The following is a 21,477-nucleotide window of genomic DNA, read 5'->3' as shown; positions in this document are numbered from 1 at the left end:
GGATGCCGACCTTAACAAAGGCAGCAGAGATCGCGCGACTGCAAGAAGGTGGCAGCCGGCTACTCGTCGACCGGCAGCCTTCCGGCTCAGCGGCTGACAAAACCGATGAAGTCGTCGGGCGCTGCCCGGCCCATCTCCTCTTCCCAATGGCGGCGGCAGAGCGAGACATAGACGTCCTTGCCGATCGCCACCTGCTCGCCCTGCCGCGCCACCTTGCCGTCGGGCCCCAGGCGCACCACCATCGTCGCCTTGCGGCCGCAACGGCAGATGGTGCGCACCTCGCGCAGGTCGTCGGCGATGGCAAGCAGCGCCCGCGAGCCGGGGAACAGATTGCCCTGGAAGTCGGTGCGCAGGCCGTAGCACATGACCGGAATGCCCAGACGGTCGGCAATGCGGGCGAGCTGCCAGACCTGCTCCTCCTCGAGGAACTGCGCCTCGTCGACGAAGATGCAATGCACCGGGGCATGCCGGTGATGCTCGGCGACCCTGGCATAAAGATCGTCGCCGTCGCGGAACATCTCGGCCTCTGATTCCAGGCCGATGCGCGACGAGATCAGCCCCCTGTCGCCCTTGCGATAGTGGCCGGCGACGAACAGCATCGTCGACATGCCGCGTTCGCGATAGTTGTAGGACGCCTGCAAAAGCATGGTCGTCTTGCCGGCGTTCATCGTCGCGTAGTGGAAGTAAAGCTTGGCCATGCCGTCCTTCTAAGCTCACATGTCGGCGCACGGGGAGGGGGCCCGGGGCTCCGTCCACCAAAAACTCCCTGCCGTCTAAAACTCGATGTCGTTCAAAAGCCTGTCATGTCGCTTAATGACCAGCGTGCGCCGTTCGTCGTGATGTTGAAGCGCTTGAAACAGCTTCAAAATGGTGTTTGGCTGACGAAACAAGGCGGGCGCAAGAACCGTGACTTCGCTTTGCCTCAAAGTTCCAATGGGAGAAAAGTTTATGTCGCGTATGAAATCATTCGTCGCAGGCCTCGGCCTGGCGGCGCTTCTATCCACGACCGCCGCTTATGCCGGCGATCCGGCGAGCTGCAAGGCGGTTCGGCTCTCCGACGTCGGCTGGACTGACATCCAGGCCACCACGGGCCTCGCCTCGGTGCTGCTCACCGCGCTCGGCTATGAGCCGCAGACGATCCAACTATCGGTGCCGGTGACCATGGCCTCGCTGAAGAACAAGGACCTCGACGTCTTCCTCGGCAACTGGATGCCGTCGATGACCAACGACATCAAGGACTACACCAAGGAAGGCTCGATCGAGACGATCAGCACCAATCTGACCGGCGCCGGCTATGGCATCGTCGTGCCGACCTATGTCGCGGATGCCGGTGTCAAGACGCTGACGGATCTCGGCAAGTTCAAGGACAAGTTCAACGGCAAGATTTACGGCATCGAGGCCGGCAATGACGGCAACCGCATCATCCTCGACATGATCAAGAACCCGAAGGACAATCTGGCCGGCTTCGAGCTGGTCGAGTCCTCGGAGGCCGGCATGCTGACGCAGGCCGAGCAGTCGATGAAGAACAATGAGTGGATCGCCTTCCTCGGCTGGACGCCGCATCCGGTGATGGGCGCCATGAAGATCACCTATCTCGATGGCATGGGCGACAGCGGCTTCGGCGCCGCCACCGTCTATACCATCGTGCGCAAGGGCTACACCACCGAATGCCCGAACGCCGGCAAGTTCATCGCCAACCTGAAGTTCAATCTCGACATGGAAGGCGAGATGATGGACGCGATCCTGAAGGGCGGCGACCCGCAGACCGTCGCAACGGACTGGCTGAAGAAGCATCCGGACGCGGTGGCGCCCTGGATCGCCGGCGTCACCACCTTCGATGGCGGCGACGCGGCTGCGGCCGTCAAGACCGCACTCGGGGGCTGATCCGCTTGGGACCGGCATGATTTCCGAAAAAGGGCAGCCCTCGAAGAGGCTGCCCTTTTTCATATGCTTGGAGACGTGAGAGGATAACCGTGCGGCGAGCGCGGCGAAGCCGAGAGGGGAAAGATGGATCCGATTTCTAAATTCCTGACCGACTACAAAATTCCGATCGGGCCATGGGGCAAGGCTTTCTTCGGTTTCCTGACCGACAATTTCGACACCATCTTCCGCGCATTTTCAAACGGTCTGAATTTCATCCTGGACGGAGCAGTGAGCCTCCTGCTCATGGTGCCGCCGGTTTTGTTGGCCCTGGTCATCGCGTTCATCGCTTGGCTCTTGCAGCGTTCGCGGCCGCTCGCCATCGGCGTCTTCCTCGGCCTGATCTTCATCATCAACCAGAATCTGTGGAAACAGACGGTGCAGACGCTGGTGCTGGTCGTTGCCGCCGCCGCAATGGCAATGGCGATCGGCGTGCCGCTCGGCATCTGGGCGGCGCACAAGCCGAAGGTCTACCGCGTCATGCTGCCGGTGCTCGACCTGATGCAGACGCTGCCGACCTTCGTCTACCTGATACCGGTGCTCACCCTGTTCGGGCTCGGCAATGCGCCCGGCCTCATCGTCACCATCATCTTCGTCATCCCGACGGCCGTTCGGCTCACCCATCTCGGCGTCGTTTCGGTGCCCAAGGCAATCATCGAAGCGGGCGAGGCGTTCGGTGCCACCAAGCGCCAGCTTCTGTGGAAGGTGGAGCTGCCCTCGGCGCTGCCGACCATCATGGCGGGCCTGACGCAATCGATCATGCTGTCGCTGTCGATGGTGGTGTTCGCCGCCCTGATCGGCGCAGGCGGCCTCGGCACGGAAATCAACCGGGCGCTCGGCTCGCGGCGCATCGATCTCGGGCTTGAGGCGGGCCTCGCGATCGTCGTGCTCGCCATCGTGCTCGACCGCATGACCCGCATCGGCGTTGGAGGCAAGAAATGACCGTCGCGGTTGATTTCAAGAATGTAGACATCGTCTTCGGTGCCGATCAGGCCGGTTCGCTGGCGCTGATCGATCAGGGCGCCACCCGTGCCGAGATCCTCGAAAAAACCGGCAATGTGCTCGGATGCGCCGACGCCAGCCTCACCGTGCACGAAGGCGAGATCTCGGTGTTGATGGGGCTGTCCGGTTCCGGCAAGTCGACGCTGCTTCGGGCCGTCAACCGGCTCAACGTCGTGTCGCGCGGCCAGGTGCTGGTCAAGGACGGCGACCGCATCGTCGATGTCGTCACCTGCGACGAGACGACCTTGCGGCGGCTGCGGCAGAAGCAGGTGGCTATGGTGTTCCAGCAGTTCGGCCTGCTGCCGTGGCGCACGGTCGAGGAAAATGTCGGCTTCGGCCTCGAGCTTGCCGGCGTGCCGGAAGCCGAGCGCAAGGCGCGGGTGCAGAAGCAACTGCAACTTGTCCATCTCGACCAGTGGTCAAAGAAATACGCGCATGAGCTTTCCGGCGGCATGCAGCAGCGCGTCGGTCTCGCCCGGGCCTTCGCCACCGAGGCGCCGCTCCTGTTGATGGACGAGCCGTTCTCGGCGCTGGACCCGCTGATCCGCACTAAGCTGCAGGACGAATTGCTGCAGCTGCAGGCGGAACTCAAGAAGACCATCATCTTCGTCAGCCACGACCTCGAAGAGGCGCTGAAGATCGGCAGCCACATCACGATCATGGAGGGCGGTCGCATCGTCCAGACCGGCGCGCCGGAAGACATCGTGCTCAGGCCCGCCAACGACTATGTCCGCGATTTCATCGCCAATGTGAATCCCTTGTCGGTGCTGACGGCGTGGAATGTGATGCGGGACCGCCGCGACCTGGAGCAGGGCGACAATGGCTGGGTGTGGCTCGACCGGCGCAAGACGACGCGTTTCAAGATCGACGAGCATGGCCTTGTGGCCGCTGCCGAACGCGACGGCAACCCGGCGGTGTGGGTCTCCTGCGCCGATGTCGAGCGCCAGCCGGAGGAAGGGGCGCAGGTGTTCTGGGCCAATCCCGGCACGCCGCTGAAGACGGTGATGCTCGCCATGCACCGCTCGCAGACGGCGCCGGTGGCGCTGTTCGACGAGGGCTCGCGTTTCGTCGGCGCGATCGGCATCCGCGACGTGCTGAGCGCTGTGCTGCGGCGGTAGGGTTTCAGCCTTTTTGACGGGCGCGAGGTGTGCCGCTGGCGGGCACCTCGCGCTTGTTCTAGACTGGTCGGCAGCCGAACAACCGGCGTCAGGCGAAAGAGGCGCGAATGATCTTCCGTCAGCTCTTCGATTCCATTTCGGGCACCTATTCCTACCTGCTCGCAAGCCGGCGCGGCGGCGAGGCCTTGATCATCGATCCGGTGCTGGAAAAAGTCGATCGCTATCTGCAGCTCGTCAACGAGCTGGACCTGAGGCTGGTCAAGGCGGTGGACACGCATCTTCATGCCGACCACATCACCGGCCTCGGCGCGTTGCGCGACAAGACGCATTGCGTGACCGTCATGGGAGAGCAGACCAAGGCCGACGTGGTGTCGATGCGGCTTGCCGACGGCGACAAGCTCGGCATCGAAGGGCTGGCGCTCGACGTCATCTACACGCCCGGCCACACCGACGATTCCTATAGTTTCATCCTGCCCGACCGGGTCTTCACCGGCGATACGCTGCTCATCCGCGGCACCGGCCGCACCGACTTCCAGAACGGCGATCCGCGCCAGCAATATGAATCGATCTTCGGACGCCTGCTCAAGCTGCCCGATGAGACGCTGATCTTCCCCGCGCATGACTATAAGGGCGAGACCGTGTCGACGATCGGCGAGGAAAAGGCCTTCAACCCGCGCCTGCAGGTGAAGTCGGTCGACGAGTATGTGAACATCATGAACAATCTCAACCTGTCCAACCCGAAAATGATGGATGTGGCCGTGCCTGCCAATATGCGGGTCGGGCTGCATCAGGACGACATCGCCAGCCGCGGCTGGGCGGTTAGCGCTGAGCAGGCGCTGGCGCTGGTCGGCCGGCCTGACGTCGCGCTGATCGACCTGCGTGAGCAGTCCGAGCGCGAGCGCCACGGCGTCATTCCCGGCGCGATCCATCTGCCCTATGCGCGGCTGCAGGAAAACATCGCCGCCGGTGGCATGCTGCATGAGCTGGCGAAGTCGACCAGCAAACAGATCCTGTTCTATTGCGCTTTCGGCGAGCGTTCGGCGATGGCGGTACAGGCGGCGCAGGATGTCGGGATTGCCAGCGCCCGCCATATCCAGGGCGGCATCGACGCCTGGCGGAAGGCCAGCGGCCCGCTGATGCATTGAGGTGCGTTGATATTCAGGTGATGCCGGCCTGCAACGGCCTGCGGCTTAATCCAGCCCAATCAGCTTGGCGCCGTTGCGGAACAGAGCTTCCCCATCCCGGTCGAAGCGGAACGTGGCGATGAAATCGTCGGCGCGATAGTTCGGCAAGGTGTTGCGGATCGTCGCGGCGAAGGTGCGCGCCTCGTCCTGCCGGCCGGCCAGCGCCAGGCAATGAGCGGCGATCGCCAGGATGATGACATGGGCGTTTGGCCTTGCGGCCGCCTTCAGCGCCCATTCGGCCGCCGCTTCGAATTCGCCGAGCCGCGCATGCGCCATGGCGCGCGCGCCCATCATGCCGAACAGCAGCGGATCGAAGGGGCTGAGATGACGCGAATGGTCGGATGAGCCGATCGCCGATTGCGGGTCGCCCGACTGCGAATGGACGAACGATAGCGCGTAATGGCCGAGCGCGAAGTTGGGGCTGAGATCGACGGCGCTCGCCAGTTCCAACAGCGAGCTGTCCTGCTCGCCGCGCAACCATAGCGCGCGGCCCATCGCCCAGTGGGCGGCTGGGTTACGGTCGTCGACCAGCAGACTCTGGCCGGCGCTTTCGAAGGCAAGCGCGGCCTCGCGGTCGCGGTCGCCCCAGCGCTGGAAAGCGTTCTGCCAGTGGGTGAAGGACATGCCGGCATAGGCGCGTGCGAAAGTAGGATCGAGCTTCAGCGCCTCGCCGAAGAAATGCTGCGCCAGCTCGTTTTCCTGGCGGGTGAAGCGATACATGTGCCAAAGGCCGCGATGGTAGGCTTCCCAGGCATTGAGCGAGTTTGGCGCTTTCAGCAATGCACGATTGCGCTCCACCGTCGCGATCTCGGCGGCGATGGAGGAAACGATGCTGTTGCCGATATCGTCGATGACGATGAAGATGTCGTCGGGCTTGTGCTCGAAGGTCTCGGCCCAGACGATCCTTGCCGTGCGGACCTCGACAAGCTCGACCGACACGATGAACCTGCCCGGCAGAGCCCGCACCGAGCCCGTTGCGACATAGTCGACATTCAGCCTGCGTCCGGCGTCGTCCGGCGCAATGTTCTTCTCGGCGAGCGCGAAGACCGAGCCTCGGGCGATGACGAAAAAATCGCGAAGCTTGGCAAGCCGCGTGATGATGTCGTGCGTAAGGCCGTCGGCCAGCCCGCCGCGGAAGCCGCCAGTGCCGGCGCTCTCCGCAAATGGCATCACCGCGAGCGAAGCCCGGCGCGTCGCCGCGGGTTCGGATTCGATCGCGGCGACCGGCAAGTCCGGGAGCGGGAAAGCCGGCCCGGATCGGGCGCATGGCGTTGCGCCGGCGTTCCGGGCTCTTATCTCCTGCCACGCCTCGCGCAATGGCGTGAAATCCAGCTCTTCCGAATGGAACAGCTCCGCCGCGGTGGCAAGATGCTCCTCGCCGGCGCCGATCTGTCCGCGCCGTGCCAGATTTTCCAGCAGCGCCACATGTGCGCGGCCGTCGAAGGGCGCAAGCTCCAGCCATTTGTCGATATAAGGGCCGGCCTCATCGGCTCCCTGCGGGACAAGGCCGATGATGTGCTCCAGGACCGCGACATGGCATGCGCTGAAACGGCGGCGCTGCGCCGTCAGCCAGCTGCCGAAATGCGGGCTGCGATCGAGTTCCAGGCCATCAAGGAAGTCGCCGGCGAACAGTTGCGCAAGCGTCCGCAGGCGGTCGAGGCCAAGCGTCTCGATCCCGCCCGCCACCGCGGCAGCTGCCTCGACGGCATCGACGCTCACATCGCCGAGGCGAAGCGCCACGGTGTCGCCTTCCGTCTCGATCCGCTGCAAGCCCGGTTCGTCGAGCGCGGCACGCAGCTTGCTCAGGCACCAGCGCAGCTCGCTGCGTGGATCGTTGGGCACGTCCCAGAGAAGTTCGCAAAGGCGGCTGCGGCTGACAGGGTGGGGCGCCAGTGTCAGATAGGCAAGCAACGCGCGCAGCTTGCGTGACGATGGCAGCGCCACAGGAACATCGTCGCGCATGATCGCAAGCGGGCCGAGCAGCCTGATCGAAAGGCTGGCTGCCATGCTTTTCAGAGCCGACCGAACGGATTCCACGTCCGTTTCCACGCTCGCTCCCACGTCGAACAGTTGGTCCATGTTCTATCACCAAACACGACAGGGCGCATCCGGCGGCGAATTTCGAGCCGGACGCGGCCTTTGCCGAATTGTCGGCAAGTCACTTGCTACTAACGCGGCAAGGTGTCGAAACCGCGCCGCCCAATCCGCCGGTTTGTAACCGGCACGTGAGATTTCGAGGAGAAAGCCCATGTTGCATCAATTGAAAATCAGGACCACGGCCGGGCGCGGCCGTCTGTTCGACAGCATTCTCGACACGGTCGGCGACACGCCGGTCATCCGCATTAACAATCTCGGGCCGGGTCACGCGACGATCTATGTGAAGGCCGAGTTCTTCAATCCGGCGGCCTCGGTGAAGGACCGGCTGGCCCTCAACATCATCGAGGAAGGCGAGCGCAGCGGTAAGCTCAAACCTGGCCAGACCGTCGTCGAGGCGACGAGCGGCAACACCGGCATCGGCCTTGCCATGGTCTGCGCGCAGAAAGGTTACCCATTGGTGGTGACGATGGCCGACAGCTTCTCCATCGAGCGCCGCAAGCTGATGCGCATGCTTGGCGCCAAAGTGGTGCTGACGCCGCGCGCCCAGAAGGGCTTCGGCATGTACAAGAAGGCGGTCGAGCTTGCCGAGGCCAATGGCTGGTTCCTGGCGCGCCAGTTCGAGACCGAGGCCAATGCCGCCATCCACGAGGCCACCACCGGCCGTGAGATCGTCAATGATTTCGCCGGGTCGCGTCTCGACGTGCTTGTCACTGGCTACGGCACCGGCGGCACGGTGGCCGGTGTCGGCCGGGTGCTGCGCCGCGAGCGGCCAGAGGTGAAAATCGTGCTCGCCGAGCCGGCGAACGCGCAGCTGATCGGCAGCGGCAAGGTCCAGGAGCGCGGCGCCGGCGGCGCGCCGGCCGCCAGCCATCCGGCTTTCGAGCCGCATCCGATCCAGGGCTGGACGCCCGACTTCATCCCCAATGTGCTGCAGGAAGCGATCGACCAGCGCTACTATGACGAGGTGGTGCCGATCCCCGGTCCCGAAGGCATCAAATGGGCGAAGGCGCTGGCGCGGCAGGAGGGCATCTTCACCGGCATCTCCGGCGGCGCCACCTTCGCCGTGGCGCGGCAGATCGCGGGCAAGGCCCCGGCCGGCTCGGTCATCCTATGCATGCTGCCCGACACCGGTGAGCGCTATATGTCGAGCCCGCTCTTCGACGGCATCGAGGCTGAGATGGACGCCGAAGAGACGGCGCTGTCGCGCTCGACGCCGAGCTGCCAGTTCGAAGGGTGAAGACAGAAACGAGACGCCGCCGTGAATGGCGGCGTCGCCATTATTATTGCGCATGCACATGGCGGCGGGAGATATGGATGGACAGCTTTCGGGAAGCGTCGGCCGCGGACGAAACGCTCGATCCGCCGGACTGGACCGAGGTGGGAGCGCTCACGCACCGGATCGTCGACGACGCCATCACCTATCTCAAGGATGTTCGGGAGCGTCCGGCGTGGCGCGAGATGCCGGCTGACGTGCGCTCATTCTTCTCGGCCCCGTTGCCGCGATCTCCGGCGCCGGTGGCCGAGGTGTATGACGATGTCGCCCGCAACCTCATGCCTTATCCGATGGGCAACATCCATCCGCGTTTCTGGTCCTGGTATATGGGATCCAGCAACTTCACCGGCGCGCTCGGCGATTTCCTGGCCGCGATCCAGGGTTCCAATCTCGGCGGCGGCAACCATGCCGCCAGCTTGATGGACAGCCAGGTCGTCAACTGGATGAAGGAGATGGTGGGTTTTCCCGCCTCGGCCAGCGGCACGCTGGTCAGCGGCGGCTCGATGGCCAACATCATCGGCCTGACCGTGGCGCGCAATGTGAAGGCCGGCGTCGACGTGCGCGAGCGGGGCGTCGGCGCCATGCCGAAGCCGTTGCGCTACTACGCCTCGGACCAGGTCCATTCCTGTCACCGCAAGGCCGTGGAGGCGCTCGGCCTCGGCAATCGGGCACTGCGGCGGATCCCGACCGATGCCGGTCTGCGCATCGATATCGCCGCGCTCAAGGCGGCAATCGCGGAGGACCGCGAGACGGGCTTCATGCCGGCCTGCGTGATCGGCACCGCCGGCACGGTCAACACCGGCGCGGTCGACGACCTGCAGGCGCTGGCGAGCGTGGCGGCCGAAGAAGACCTCTGGTTCCATGTCGATGGCTGCATCGGCGCGCTGATCGCGATCGCGCCCGAGAACCGATCGCTCGTCGCAGGCATCGAACAGGCGGATTCAATCGCGCTCGATCCGCATAAATGGCTGCACGCGCCGTTCGAAGCCGGCTGCGCCCTGGTGCGGGACGCATCCCAGCACCGCAACACCTTTGCCGTCACGCCGGAATATCTGAAATCGACGCCGCGGGGCCTGGCGTCCGGAGAGTGGCTGCACGATTACGGGCTTCAAACGTCGCGCGGCTTCCGTGCGCTCAAGATCTGGATGGCGCTGAGGGAGCATGGCGTCGAGAAATTCGGCCGCCTGATCGACCAGAACATCGCCCAGGCACGCCACCTCACCCGGCTGATCGGGGCGGAGCCGGCGCTCGAACTGATGGCGCCAACCACCATCAACATCGTCAGCTTCCGCCACCGGCTGGATGGCGCGTCGGAGGAAAAGCTCAAGGCGTTCAACACCGAGATCATGCTGAGACTCCAGGAGGAGGGCATCGCGGCCTTGTCCGACACCACGGTGCAGGGCCGGCATTGCCTGAGGGTGGCAATCGCCAATCACCGCACGCGCCGGGACGATCTCGACCTGCTGGTCGCGGAGATGCTCCGGCTGGGACGGGAAATCGCGGCTACCGCGACATTAATGTGAAACGCGGACCTAAGCGTATTTCAACCAGCCTGCAGCGTGGCGCCCGGGAGATAGAGCATGATCGGTCGGATCTCGTAGACGGCGCTTGGGTTCACGCGCTTGAGATCGCGCGCCGCGGCGATCGCTTCGTCCCGGTTCGCGCAGTCGAGGACATAGAGGCCGAGCAACTGCTCCTTGGTTTCGGCGAAGGGACCGTCAATGACCATGCCTTCGCCGGGACCGCGCAGTGTCACCGCCTTGGCCGTGACGTCAAGCCTCGCCGCCGGCCCGAGCTTGCCTTCGCGCGTCAGCCTGTCGTTGACTTCGAGCAGGTCTTTCATCAATGCCGCATCCTCATCTGGCGACCAGGACTGCACGGTGTCTTCCACGTGATAGGCCAGGACAGCGTAGAACATGGGTGGATTTCCCTCGTAACCAGGCGGGCCGCACTATCACAAGGATGGTTCGACTGATCCAGTGGCGCCGGTGGCGGACAAAGCCCACTCCTGACTCAAGCTGCCACCGGCAGCTTCAGCTCCGTCAACAAGCCGCCACCAGGATAGTTGGATAGATTGACCTCGCCGCCGGCGCCGCGGGCGATGTTGCGGGCGATGGTGAGACCGAGGCCGAGGCCGCCGGTGGTGCGGTTGCGCGATTCCTCCAGCCGCACGAAGGAGCCGAACACCGCATCCAGCTTCGCCTGCGGAATGCCGGGGCCTTCGTCCCGGATCGACAGCGTGATCGTGTCGCCCGATCGCCGCACGCCGAGATGCGCCTTCTTGCCGTAAGTCACCGCGTTCTGGATGAGATTGGTGACGCAGCGGCGCAGCGCCACCGGCCGCGCGATGCAGATCAGGCCGCGCGAAGGGACCACGTCCTCGTCGAAGGACGCGTCGTCGAAGGAGTCCGCGACCGATTCCACCAGCGACCAGAAATCGATCCGCTCGGCCTTTTCCTCGGTCACCTCGAATTTGGCGAAGTCGATGACGGAGCTCGCGATGCTTTCGATATCGGCGAGGTCGTGCGCAAGCGCCTCGCGCGCCGACGATTTGCGCAGCAGTTCAAGGCGCAGGCGCATGCGCGTCAGCGGCGTGCGCAGATCATGCGCCAGCGCCGCCGCGAGGTGCTCGCGATCCTCGACATAATCGCGCAGCCGCATCTGCATGGCATTGATCGCCTTCGCGGCGGCGCGGATCTCGCGGCTGCCGCTTTCGGCGATCGGCGGGCTTTTCAGGTCGTTGCCGATGCGCTTCACCGCCGTTTCCATCATCCGGTAAGGCGCGGTCAACCGGCGCAGCGACCAGATCGACATAATGACGATCAAACCGGCGATCAGCGAGTAGAGCGGCAGGCTGTCGACGCTCAGTATCGGTCCGGCCGGCGTGATCGGCTCAGTGAAATTCAGCCATTGCCCGTCGGAAAAGCGCAGCGAGGCGGTCAGCTTTTCGCTCTGCGCGAAATCCGCGGCCAGAACCAGCAGGTCGCGCTCGACCTGGCCGACATCCTTGTTCACCGCCTGGCCGTCCGGGACGTCGGCCTCTTGGGTGGCCGGATCGCGCCGCACGCGCGCGTCGGTCACGCCGAATTTCGACAGGCGGCCCACCAGGATGTCCTCAAGCTCGGCCAGCTCGTCGTCGCCGGCGATCGAAGAAGTGACAGCGGGCGTATCCGAAACCGTCAGCGCATAGGTCGAGTTGAACAGGCCGGACGCGATCGCCTTGCGCTCTTCGGGCGGCGCGTCATGCATCAGCTGCACCAGCGAGTAGGCGCGGTCGTTCAGCCGGTAGAGATCGACGACGCCGTTGGCGGCGGCGCGGTCGCGCGCCACGATGTAGAGCGTCGTCACCTGGCTGATCATGAGGCCGGCAATGACGATCAGCAGCACCCAGACTGGCAGAGTCTGCGGCAGGAAGCGTTTCATTCGGACGTGGTCTCGGGCAGGAACTGATAGCCGCCGCTGCGCACGGTCAGGATCAGTTGGGGCGTCTTCGGATCGTCTTCCATCTTGCGGCGCAAGCGGCTCACCAGAATATCGACGCTGCGGTCGAAGCTGTAGCCGGTGTCGCCGCCGGACAGTTCGATCAGCTGCTCGCGGGTAAGCACACGCTGGGCGCTCTTGACGAAGGTCTGCAGCAGGTTGAACTCCGCCATCGTCAGTTCCACCCGGACGTCGTCGGGCGCCGTCAGGCGGCGCCGCGCGCAATCCATGGTCCAGCCGGCAAAGCGGTAGATCTGCTTGGTCGTGGGGCGACGCGGCTCGGCGCTGCCGTTGCGCCTCAGCACGGCGCGGATGCGGGCCAGAAGCTCGCGCGGATCGAAGGGCTTAGGCACGTAGTCGTCGGCGCCCATTTCCAGGCCCACCACGCGATCGGTCGTTTCCGTCACCGCGGTCAGCATGATGATGGGCGTGGTGTAATTGGCGCGGATCTCGCGGCAAAGCTCCAGTCCGCTTTTGCCGGGCAGCATCACGTCGAGAATGATCAGGTCTACCGGCGTGCGGCGCAGCACCGCTTCCATCTCGGTGCCGTCGCCGGCCACCGTCGTTTGCAGACCGCGCTTCTGGAAGAACTCCTGCAGCAGGTCGCGTATGCCCTTGTCGTCGTCGACGATCAGTATGTGCGCATCGGATTTCACTCGAAACCTATCATTATTTTGCCGGACGTCCTTCGCGAAACACCCACACGATAGAATTCGGGCCACATCTTGGCCAGTGGCCGCGATCGCGGCGCCGGGCGGATTCCCCAGAAACAATCCAGAAACAAAATTCTACAGTCGGGAAAAACTCGTGAAAAATTTCAAGGTCATAACCGGTGCCGTGGCGGTCAGGTCATCGGCTGCGACGCAAGTTTCCGGAGTAACGGACAAGACCAATGCAGAGGTTCTGGATCAGCGTGACGGGTGCTTTGCTCAGCATATCACTCATCACAGCCGCGGCCGGCGCCTCTACCGCAAAAGTCGCCCCGCTTACCCGGACCGAGCGCTGCACCAATCTGAGCCGTCAGGTTGACGAAGCCCTCGAAACCCATGCCGCGGCAACGCAGGTCACCGCGGCGAAAGCACTGCAAAGAAAGGGAAACCGGTTCTGCGCCAACAAGAAACAGGCACAGGGAATCCGGATGCTCGCAAACGCTTTGAAGCTGCTTGGAGTGACGCCGATCGATCCCGTTCAGTGACGCTCATCCAGATCTGCAAGAAAAAGGAAATGAAGCCATGAAGAAGTCCATCCTCTCCGCACTCGGCCTCGGTGTTGCTCTCGCCTTCGCGATGCCGGCTCTCGGCAATGCCCAGACGACGACCACCGCTCCGGCTGCTTCGACGACGACCACCACGACCGCTCCGGCCGACGCCACCGCCAAGCCGGCGAAGAAAGTCGTCAAGAAGACGGCCAAGAAGCACAAGAAGGTCGTCAAGAAGGCCGACAAGAAGGACGCCCCGAAGACCTGATCCTGGCTTCGCCATCACCTTGCACATTGCAAAGCCGTTCCGGCCATTTCGGCCGGAGCGGCTTACGCACGACGGAAGCCTCCCAACCGGCAGCTTCCGCTGCGCCTGGCGCGACCCTTAACCTGATTGCAATGCCGGTGCTGTAGGACAATCCGCATGAAGAAGCGGTTTTCGTCCCTGATGCGTTCGCTGACACTCGGCGGCCTGATCGCCACCGCGGCCGCGCGGTCGTTAATGATCTTTACCGCAAGCCCCGTGCCGGATCCGGCCAGCGGCAGGACCGAGCCCGAGCTGTTCGCTCCGCTGATCTCTTCAAGCTTCGACTACATCACGCCGGCGCAGTCCTGGATTCTGCTCACGCTGACCGGCGCGACGATCGTCGGCTTTGCCGCCTGGATGTTCTTCGCGCTCCTGGAGCGCGGATCAGGCGGCCCTGACAGGTCGCGCACGGCCGGGCGGCAGGGCCGTTGACCGGCAGGCAACGCTTCCCCACATAAAGTTTTCATCGCCTTGGCCCCGTTGCCGCTGCGCAGGCAAACAGACGTGCGCGTTCCTGCGTGACAAAGTGAAATGAACCCAGTTCATCACTGGTGGATTCCGATGCCCGAAACCGTCCTCAAACCCCGCACCAAGACGCAGCCGAAAACCGAGCGGCCGAAGCTCTACAAGGTCATCCTCGTCAATGACGATTTTACGCCGCGCGAGTTCGTGGTGACGGTGCTCAAGGGTGAATTCAAGCTCAGCGAGGATCAGGCGCACCGCGTCATGATCACCGCGCATACGCGCGGCGTGTGCGTCGTCGCGGTGTTTACGCGCGACGTAGCCGAGACCAAGGCGGCGCGCGCAACCGATGTCGGCAAGGCCAAAGGCTACCCGCTGCTGTTCACGACCGAGCCGGAAGAGTAGGGCGGAGGAGTTCTTCCCTTCTCCCACAAGGGCAGAAGGAAGAAGGTGGCGTCACCGCCCTTCGCGATACCACATCGAGCCGATGGCGAGCAGCAGAAGGCCGAGGCCGAGGAAGCCGCCGAACAGCGGCACGCGCGACACGGCCTTGAGCGTGCTGTCGTCGGTCGTGCGCAGGCCGATCCAATCGTCGCCCGAAGCGGCCGCCGAGGAGCGGACCGGCACGATCGACGGCAGGGCCACGCCACCGGCTAGATTGGCAAGCGTCGACGACGGCGCCAGCCGCCGCACGCTGCCGCCGGTCGCTTCGGCCGGCGCCTTCAGCTTGTTCTCGGTCGAAACCACGTCGGAGAATTCCGGCGCGTTGATCGGACCGACATGGGCAAGCGCGGTGAGATCGCCATTGCCGATCTGGTACAGGCCGATCTCGCTGGTCCGCAGGCTGCCGGTGAAGATGCCGGGCTCGGCTTTCTCGAGCTTCACCGTCACGGTCTTGCCGGACGGCGTGATCACCTGGGCGGGACCCGGATCGTCGCTCATCGTCTGGCGGCGGATTTCGAGCATCATGCCGCGGCCGTCGGCGGTCAGCCGCTCCTCTTCCAGTTCAGGCTCCTTCATCAGCCAATGGGCGATGCGCCGGTAGAGCTGGACATGCGGGCCGCCGCCTTCGAAGCCGCGCGCCCACAGCCAGCCCTGGTCCGACAAGAGCATGCCGACACGGCCTTCGCCCTTGCGGTCGAGCAGGAGCAGGGGCCGGTTGTCGGCGCCCTTCATCACCACTTCGCCTTCCGGGTTCTTGACACCAATGGTGCGGAACCAGCGGCTCCAATGCGGCTGCTCGCTTGCCGAGCCGTCGAGCCCGCGCGTCACCGGATGGCGCTGGCCGAGATCGGTCAGGCGCGGAAAGAAGGCCTTGTCCACCACTTCGCCGGTCGGCATGGCCGGCAGCGCAGCGTTGAGCGGCGTGCGGGCAATGGAGTTCTCGCCGGCATATTCGGGACCGGCGGCAATCAGCAGCGCGCCGCCGTTTTCGACATATTCGGAGATGTAGTCGTAATACAGGATCGGCAGCACGTCGCGGTGCTGGTAGCGGTCGAAGATGATCAGGTCGAAATCCTTGATCTTCTCGACGAACAGCTCGCGCGTCGGGAAGGCGATCAGCGACAATTCGTTAATCGGCGTGCCGTCCTGCTTTTCCGGCGGGCGCAGGATAGTGAAGTGGACGAGATCGACCGACGCGTCCGACTTCAAAAGGTTGCGCCAGGTGCGCTCGCCGGCATGCGGCTCGCCGGAGACCAACAGCACGCGCAGGTTCTCGCGGATGCCGTCGACCAGGGCAATCGCCCGGTTGTTGGCGTCGGTCAGTTCGCCGGGTTCCCGGTCGATGCCGAGCTGGACGATGTTGCGGCCGGCGTTGGGTATCGTAACCGAGAGCTTCATCGGTTGGCCGACGGTCGCGTGCTCGACCGAGACCAGCTCGCCATTGACCGAGACACGCACGTCCACCGGCGCGCCGTCGCCTTCCGTTGAAATGACGCGGTAGGTCATGTCGAGCGGCTTGCCGACGAGGCCGAAGCGCGGCGCGTTCTCGAAGCGGATGCGGCGGTCCTTCTCATGCTCGTTGCCGGTGATCAGCGCGTGCAGCGGCGCGTTGAACTCCGGCGCGCCGGCAGGCGCATCGTGCACCTCGCCGTCGGTAATCATGACGGCACCGCCGATGCGCGACGGCGGCACGTCGCGGAAGACGCCTTCCAGCGCGCTGAACAGCCTGGTTTCGGTGCGCTCATCGGCAGCTTCGGACTTGCCGGCCTCGACGACACGGACATCGAACTGCTTGAAGCGGGCAAGACGCTGCTGCAGGCCGGCCAGCGCTTCGTCGGTCTGCTTGGTGCGGTCGCCGATGTCCTGGCTCTGACTGCGGTCGACGACAAGGGCGACGACGCTCTTCAGCGCCTCGCGCTCCTCGGCGAGGAAAACGGGATTGAGCAATGAAGCGGCAAGCGCGAGCAGCGCGATGAAGCGCAATGCCGAGCCGCGCTGGCGGAACCACAGGCCGACCAGCGCCAGCAAGAGCAACGGCACGACGAGCAGGCCAAAGAGCGGCCAGGAGAGAAGCGGTTCGAAGGAGATGGACCAGTTCATGATCTACTGCCCCAGCCGTTCGAGCAGCACGGGCACATGCACCTGATCGGATTTGTAGTTGCCGGTCAGCATATACATCATGATGTTGACGCCGGCGCGAAGCGCGTAGATGCGCTGCATCGGATCTGGCGGCACGGTCGGCAGCATCGGATCGCCGTTCTCGTCGGTCGCCCAGGCGCCGGCGAAATCATTGGCGGTGATCATGATCGGCGAGACGCCGTCGCCGGTGCGCACGGGGCGGTTCTCGGTGTTGCTGGCGTCGAGCGAGGCCTCGACCCAGAGCGGGCTGCCGTTGAAGCGACCGGGGAATTCCGGAAGGATGAAGAAGGACTTGGTCAGCACGTGGTCCGAAGGCACCGGCTCCAGCGGCGGCACGTTGAGATTACCCAGGATGTCGCGCAGCCGCTCGGTCGCCGGGCTTGCAGAGCCTGCGCCGATGCCGTTGGAAAACTGGTCGCGCGTGTCGAACAGAACCGTGCCGCCCTGCTGCATATAGGCGTCGATGCGGGCGATCGCGGCCTGGCTGGGCATGGGCGCCGTCGCATCGATCGGCCAATAGATCAGCGGGAAGAAGGACAGCTCGTCCTTGGCGATGTCGACGCCGGCCGGCGGGCCGGGCTCGAGCGCGGTCTTCTCGACCAGGAAACGGGTGAGGCCCTCGAGGCCGGCGCGGCTGATCGAATCGACGCCCGGCTCGCCGGTGATGACATAGGCAATGCGGGTTTTCGAAATATCCTCGATCGCCTGGGCGTCGCCGGGCTTGGAATCGTCGGCGCGGGCAAGATCGGCATGGCCGAACAGGCCGACCAGCACGACCAGAACGGCCGCGGTGGTCGCCGCCGCGCCTGCGCGGCGCGGCCGGCGCGCCAGCAAGCCGCCCATCCAGAACACGGCCAAAGTGTCGAGCACCATCAACAGGAGCGCGATGGCGACCAGCGGCCCCTTCAGGTTCTCCGATTCATCGAAGGCATAAGGGATGGCTGTCACCGGCAGCGAAACCTGCGGACGGACCAGCGGCGTGAACGTGCTCGACGCGTCGAGCAGATTATGCGCGAAGACGCCCGTCTCGGAGCCGTAGAGGCCGGGCGGATTCTCCAGCGTCACCGGCAGCGGACCGGCGCCGGGCACCAGCGGCCGGGCATCCGGCGAGGGCGGCGTCAGCATGCCGTCGGCGCTGATCATGCGGTAGGGCGCAAGCGATGCGGCGGTGGCCTCGGCATTGGCGATCGCGGCGCCCTGGTTGCGCGACAGTTGCACGACGCGTCTCAGCATTTCGACGAAGCTGCCGGAGATCGGCAGGTTCGACCAGGTCGCCTCAGGCGTGACATGGAAGAGCACCAGCGTGCCCTTGTCCTTCTTCATGCCCGTCACCAGCGGCGTGCCGTCGGCGAGCGTGGCCCAGGTGCGCTCGACGATGTCGGGCGTCGGCTCGGCCAGAACCTGCCGGCTCACCGTCACCTCGGAGGGCGGCGAAAGATCGGCGAAGGGGCCGTTCTTCGGGAATTCGGTCACCGCCTGCGGCGTCGTCCAGGACAGCGCGCCGCCCAGCGCGCGCTCGCCGCTGCGCAACCTGACCGGCAAAAGGTCGTCGTCATTGCCGGCCGCGGCGAGGCGGGGGCCGGCAAAGCGCACCAGCGTGCCCCCCTTGTCGACCCAGTCGACCAGCCGCTGCTTGACCTGCGCCGGGATGGTGCCGACATCGGCCATGATGATCATCGCCGGCTTCTGGTCGAGAAGCTGTGGAATAGCGTCGGCCAGATCGGCGCTCGACGGCTCGACCAGATCGGCAAAGGGCTGCAGGGCGCGGCGGATGTAATAGAGCGGCGACAGAAGCGGCTGTGCCTGGTCGGCCTCGGCCTGCGACAGAAGGCCGACGCGGCGGCGTTTGGAGCTCTCGTCCAGCACGCGCACGGCGCCGGCCTGGTGCTCGCCGTCCAGCGCGATCGAAGCGAAATCGTTGCGCAGCTCGAAGGGGACCGCCATTGTCCCCGTGGCGGTGGCTTCGCCCGGCGCGAAGGTCAGCGTCGCATCGGCGATGCGGCGGCCCTTGTCGTCGAAGGCGCCAGCGGTGACCTGCGCCGGCGCCGGATTGCCCGGCGCGCGAATGGCGGTCAAAGCGAAACCATCGACCTGGTTGTCGGCGCCGATCAGGCCGGTCACGGAGGGCCGGTCGGATGTGGCCCAGACCAGCCGTGTCGCATTCTTTTCGAGCAGCGTCCTGAAAGCGGCCTCGTCGCCTTTGGCGGCAAGCCCGTCGGCGAGCACCGCGACGCTGGCGCCCGGCAGGCGTTCCAACGCGGCGGCGACGCGGGCGTAGACGGCGGGCCTGTCGGTAGGAATCGGCCGCGGCTTGGCGGCACGCAGATGATCGAGCGCGCCCGAGGCGTCGAAAGGACCGATCTCGGCATTGGGCTTCTCGGCGGTGAAGGCGATCACGACCGGTACGCCGTTCGAGCCGGCGTCGGCGATCAGCCGCTCGGCGGTGGCGGCGCGCTTGTTCCAGTCGGCGGCGCTCGCCCAGCCATTGTCGATGACAAGCGCCAGGGCGGCGCCTTCCGCAGGCAGTTTTTCGCGCGGATTGAAGACCGGCTCGGCCAGCGCCATCACGATGAGCGCCGCCATCAGCAACCGAAGCAGCGTCAGCCACCACGGGCTTTGCTGCGGGGTTTCTTCGCGCTTCAGGACCCGGGCGAGAATTCTCAGCGGTGGGAAAACCTCCGTCTGCGGCCTGGGCGGAGTGAAGCGCAGCAGCCACCAGATCACCGGCAGCGCCAGAAGGCCCCACAGCACCATGGGCGCCCCGAAGGAAAGCGGCAGCCAGCTCATGCGACCGCCCTTCCGAAATTGGTGCCGTCAGCGGTCATAGCCAGGTGGACGCGCACCAGCGCCTCGGAGGCGAGGCGGTCGGTGTGGTTGACGGTGTAGCTCCAGCCGAGACGTTTGCACCAGGCGGCCAGTTCCTCGCGGCGGGCCCTGTAGAGCAGGCGATATTCCTCGGCCAGCATCTCGGCGCGGCCGGCGGTCAGCTTGTCGCCGGTCTCGGGATCAGTGAACTCGGTGCGGCCGGCATAGGGGAAGGTTTCCTCCGCCGGATCGGCCACCTCGATCAGATGCGCGCGCACGCCGTGGCGGGCGAGCACGTCGAGCCAGGCCATGGTATCCTCGACCGGATCGAGGAAATCGCTGACCAGCACGATGTCGCAGAAGCGGCGGATGGCTGACAGATCCGGCTTGGCGGGCAACCCGGCGGCGTGGCTCAGCTGGGCGGCGATACGCTCTGCGCCATTGCGGGCGGTGAACGGGTCGGTCAGGCCCGGCCAGGCAATGCGCTCGCCGCTGCGCGACAACAGCTCGGCCAAGGCGAGCGCCAGCACCAGCGCGCGCGATTCCTTGGAAACGCTTGCCGCGGCGGATTTGTAGAGCATGGAAGGCGAGGGGTCGGCCCAGAGCCAGACGGTGTGCGCGGCTTCCCATTCGCGGTCGCGCACATAGGTATGGTCGTCTCTCGCCGAGCGGCGCCAGTCGATGCGCGAGGAATCCCCTTCGACATAGGGCCGGAACTGCCAGAAATTCTCGCCGATGCCGCGCTTGCGGCGGCCATGCCAGCCGGCGATCACCGTATTGACGATACGGCGCGCCTCGACCAGCAGGTCCGGCACCAATGAAGCCCGCAACCGGCCACGGGCGAGCGCGTCGCGCGTCGCAACCGGTGCCTGGACCTCGCCTATTCGACCCATCAGATGCCTTTTGCCAGCTTCGCCACCACGTCACGCACGGAAGTGCCTTCGGCGCGGGCGGCGAAAGTCAGCGCCATGCGATGCTGCAGCACCGGTTCGGCCAAGGCGCGAACGTCGTCGACCGAAGGCGCCAACCTGCCATCATATAGGGCGCGTGCGCGGGCGCACAGGGTCAGCGCCTGGCTGGCGCGGGGGCCCGGTCCCCAGGCGACGTGCTTGTCGGTCTCGGCATCGCCCTGGCCTGGCCGGGCCGAACGCACCAGCTTGAGGATCGCCTCGACGACGCTTTCCGGCACCGGCATGCGGCGGATCAGCGTCTGGATTTCCCTGAGCCTGGCCGGCTGCAGCATGTTGTCGGCCTTTGCCTCGTCGACGCCGGTCGTTTCGAGCAGGATGCGGCGTTCCGCCTCGATCTCCGGATAGAGGATGTCGACCTGCATCAGGAAACGGTCGAGCTGGGCCTCGGGGAGGGGATAGGTGCCTTCCTGCTCCAGCGGGTTCTGCGTGGCCAGCACATGGAAGGGCGAGGGCAGGTCGTGGCGGGCGCCGGCGATGGTGACGTGATATTCCTGCATCGCCTGCAGCAGCGCCGATTGCGTGCGCGGCGAGGCGCGGTTGATCTCGTCCGCCATCAGCAATTGCGTGAAGATCGGCCCGGAAATGAAGCGGAAGGACCGCTTGCCGAACTCGTCCTGCTCCATCACCTCGGAGCCGAGAATGTCCGACGGCATCAGGTCGGGCGTGAATTGGACGCGGCGCGAATCGAGGCCAAGCACGATCCCCAACGTCTCGACCAGCTTGGTCTTGGCGAGGCCTGGCACGCCGACCAGCAGCGCATGGCCGCCGGCGAGCAGCGCCACCAGCGTGCGCTCGACGACGGCTTCCTGGCCGAAGATCACCCGGCCGACCGCGTCGCGGACCCTGGAGATGTCGGCCAGCGCCTTTTCGGCTTCCTCGATCATCGCTTTTTCGCTGATCGGGCTCTCCTTGATCATCACGCTCATGCCGTTCGATCCTTGTGGTTGGAAATGCCGGCCTGCATTCTCAATGCCGCAGAATGCCGCGATTCGGCCTCACCCGGCGCCTGTAATTGAACTTAAATCACAGACTCGGGCGGACAAGGCTGACAATCGGGACAACAGTGACTATTTCGTG

At 65.1% G+C, this 21,477-nt stretch carries 19 protein-coding genes; 10 read left to right on the top strand and 9 right to left on the bottom strand.

Annotated features, from left to right (window positions below; genetic code table 11):
- Window positions 1-86 precede the first annotated feature (86 nt).
- Window positions 87-698 (bottom strand): thymidine kinase, encoded by a 612-nt coding sequence (locus tag O7A05_RS02520; protein ID WP_337091339.1) that lies wholly within the window; start codon window positions 696-698, stop codon window positions 87-89.
- Between the two features lie 250 nt (window positions 699-948).
- On the opposite strand from O7A05_RS02520, the gene O7A05_RS02515 reads away from it, so the two are divergent.
- The 4 genes from O7A05_RS02515 to O7A05_RS02500 all read left to right on the top strand — a co-directional run bounded on the left by O7A05_RS02515 (window position 949) and on the right by O7A05_RS02500 (window position 5,185).
- The gene (locus O7A05_RS02515) at window positions 949-1,884 is read left to right on the top strand and encodes a choline ABC transporter substrate-binding protein (protein ID WP_337091338.1); all 936 of its coding nucleotides are present in this window, start codon (window positions 949-951) and stop codon (window positions 1,882-1,884) included.
- Between the two features lie 123 nt (window positions 1,885-2,007).
- Window positions 2,008-2,862: a choline ABC transporter permease subunit gene (choW, locus tag O7A05_RS02510; RefSeq protein WP_095766478.1), complete on the top strand. Its 855-nt coding sequence runs from the start codon at window positions 2,008-2,010 to the stop codon at window positions 2,860-2,862.
- Entirely contained in the window at window positions 2,859-4,040 is a 1,182-nt protein-coding gene (choV, locus tag O7A05_RS02505; protein ID WP_337091337.1) for a choline ABC transporter ATP-binding protein, read from the top strand. Before choW ends, choV begins: the two co-directional genes overlap by 4 nt.
- A gap of 107 nt (window positions 4,041-4,147) precedes the next feature.
- Window positions 4,148-5,185, top strand: coding sequence for an MBL fold metallo-hydrolase (locus O7A05_RS02500; RefSeq protein ID WP_337091336.1), 1,038 nt, complete (start codon window positions 4,148-4,150; stop codon window positions 5,183-5,185).
- 45 nt (window positions 5,186-5,230) lie between these two features.
- On the opposite strand, the gene O7A05_RS02495 is transcribed toward O7A05_RS02500, so the two are convergent.
- The gene (locus O7A05_RS02495; protein ID WP_337091335.1) at window positions 5,231-7,231 is read right to left on the bottom strand and encodes a transcriptional regulator; all 2,001 of its coding nucleotides are present in this window, start codon (window positions 7,229-7,231) and stop codon (window positions 5,231-5,233) included.
- A 241-nt stretch (window positions 7,232-7,472) separates the two neighbouring features.
- Between O7A05_RS02495 and O7A05_RS02490 the strand changes: the two genes are divergently transcribed.
- Both O7A05_RS02490 and O7A05_RS02485 read left to right on the top strand, forming a co-directional pair.
- Entirely contained in the window at window positions 7,473-8,558 is a 1,086-nt protein-coding gene (locus O7A05_RS02490) for a PLP-dependent cysteine synthase family protein (RefSeq protein WP_337091334.1), read from the top strand.
- A gap of 77 nt (window positions 8,559-8,635) precedes the next feature.
- Window positions 8,636-10,117: a pyridoxal phosphate-dependent decarboxylase family protein gene (locus O7A05_RS02485; protein ID WP_337091333.1), complete on the top strand. Its 1,482-nt coding sequence runs from the start codon at window positions 8,636-8,638 to the stop codon at window positions 10,115-10,117.
- Window positions 10,118-10,137: 20 nt separating this feature from the next.
- Here O7A05_RS02485 and O7A05_RS02480 read toward each other — a convergent pair whose 3' ends face one another.
- The 3 genes from O7A05_RS02480 to O7A05_RS02470 form a co-directional block, all read right to left on the bottom strand.
- The gene (locus tag O7A05_RS02480; protein WP_337091332.1) at window positions 10,138-10,512 is read right to left on the bottom strand and encodes a YciI family protein; all 375 of its coding nucleotides are present in this window, start codon (window positions 10,510-10,512) and stop codon (window positions 10,138-10,140) included.
- 95 nt (window positions 10,513-10,607) lie between these two features.
- The gene (locus O7A05_RS02475) at window positions 10,608-12,017 is read right to left on the bottom strand and encodes an ATP-binding protein (RefSeq protein ID WP_337091331.1); all 1,410 of its coding nucleotides are present in this window, start codon (window positions 12,015-12,017) and stop codon (window positions 10,608-10,610) included.
- Window positions 12,014-12,730 carry a response regulator transcription factor gene (locus tag O7A05_RS02470; RefSeq protein WP_337091330.1) on the bottom strand — a complete coding sequence of 239 codons (717 nt, stop codon included), beginning with the start codon at window positions 12,728-12,730 and terminating at the stop codon, window positions 12,014-12,016. The genes O7A05_RS02475 and O7A05_RS02470 overlap by 4 nt, the downstream gene beginning before the upstream one ends.
- Before the next feature lie 236 nt (window positions 12,731-12,966).
- Between O7A05_RS02470 and O7A05_RS02465 the strand changes: the two genes are divergently transcribed.
- The 4 genes from O7A05_RS02465 (at window position 12,967) to clpS (ending at window position 14,446) form a co-directional block, all read left to right on the top strand.
- Entirely contained in the window at window positions 12,967-13,269 is a 303-nt protein-coding gene (locus tag O7A05_RS02465) for a hypothetical protein (protein WP_224589485.1), read from the top strand.
- Between the two features lie 37 nt (window positions 13,270-13,306).
- Window positions 13,307-13,540, top strand: a complete 234-nt coding sequence (locus O7A05_RS02460; protein ID WP_224516747.1) for a hypothetical protein — start codon at window positions 13,307-13,309, stop codon at window positions 13,538-13,540.
- A 156-nt stretch (window positions 13,541-13,696) separates the two neighbouring features.
- Complete coding sequence (locus O7A05_RS02455; protein ID WP_337091329.1) at window positions 13,697-14,011, top strand: hypothetical protein; 315 nt, start codon at window positions 13,697-13,699, stop codon at window positions 14,009-14,011.
- Between the two features lie 129 nt (window positions 14,012-14,140).
- Window positions 14,141-14,446, top strand: coding sequence for an ATP-dependent Clp protease adapter ClpS (gene clpS, locus O7A05_RS02450; protein ID WP_337091328.1), 306 nt, complete (start codon window positions 14,141-14,143; stop codon window positions 14,444-14,446).
- 51 nt (window positions 14,447-14,497) lie between these two features.
- Here the strand turns inward: clpS and O7A05_RS02445 are convergent, their stop codons facing one another.
- From O7A05_RS02445 to O7A05_RS02430, 4 genes are read right to left on the bottom strand one after another with little or no spacing between them, the layout of a single operon-like run.
- Window positions 14,498-16,585 carry a hypothetical protein gene (locus O7A05_RS02445; protein WP_337091327.1) on the bottom strand — a complete coding sequence of 696 codons (2,088 nt, stop codon included), beginning with the start codon at window positions 16,583-16,585 and terminating at the stop codon, window positions 14,498-14,500.
- Between the two features lie 3 nt (window positions 16,586-16,588).
- Entirely contained in the window at window positions 16,589-19,411 is a 2,823-nt protein-coding gene (locus O7A05_RS02440) for a DUF4159 domain-containing protein (RefSeq protein WP_337091326.1), read from the bottom strand.
- Window positions 19,408-20,322 carry a DUF58 domain-containing protein gene (locus O7A05_RS02435; protein WP_337091325.1) on the bottom strand — a complete coding sequence of 305 codons (915 nt, stop codon included), beginning with the start codon at window positions 20,320-20,322 and terminating at the stop codon, window positions 19,408-19,410. Before O7A05_RS02435 ends, O7A05_RS02440 begins: the two co-directional genes overlap by 4 nt.
- A complete protein-coding gene (locus O7A05_RS02430) occupies window positions 20,322-21,326 on the bottom strand; it encodes an AAA family ATPase (RefSeq protein ID WP_337091324.1) in 1,005 nt (334 codons plus the stop codon). The genes O7A05_RS02435 and O7A05_RS02430 overlap by 1 nt, the downstream gene beginning before the upstream one ends.
- Between the last annotated feature and the right edge of the window lie 151 nt (window positions 21,327-21,477).

The organism is Mesorhizobium argentiipisi (SeqCode) (genome assembly GCF_037179585.1).
In the GTDB taxonomy this organism is placed as follows: Bacteria; Pseudomonadota; Alphaproteobacteria; order Rhizobiales; family Rhizobiaceae; genus Mesorhizobium; species Mesorhizobium argentiipisi.
The sequence above is the reverse complement of the archived record's forward strand: the minus strand, read 5'-3'. Positions and strand labels throughout refer to the sequence as shown.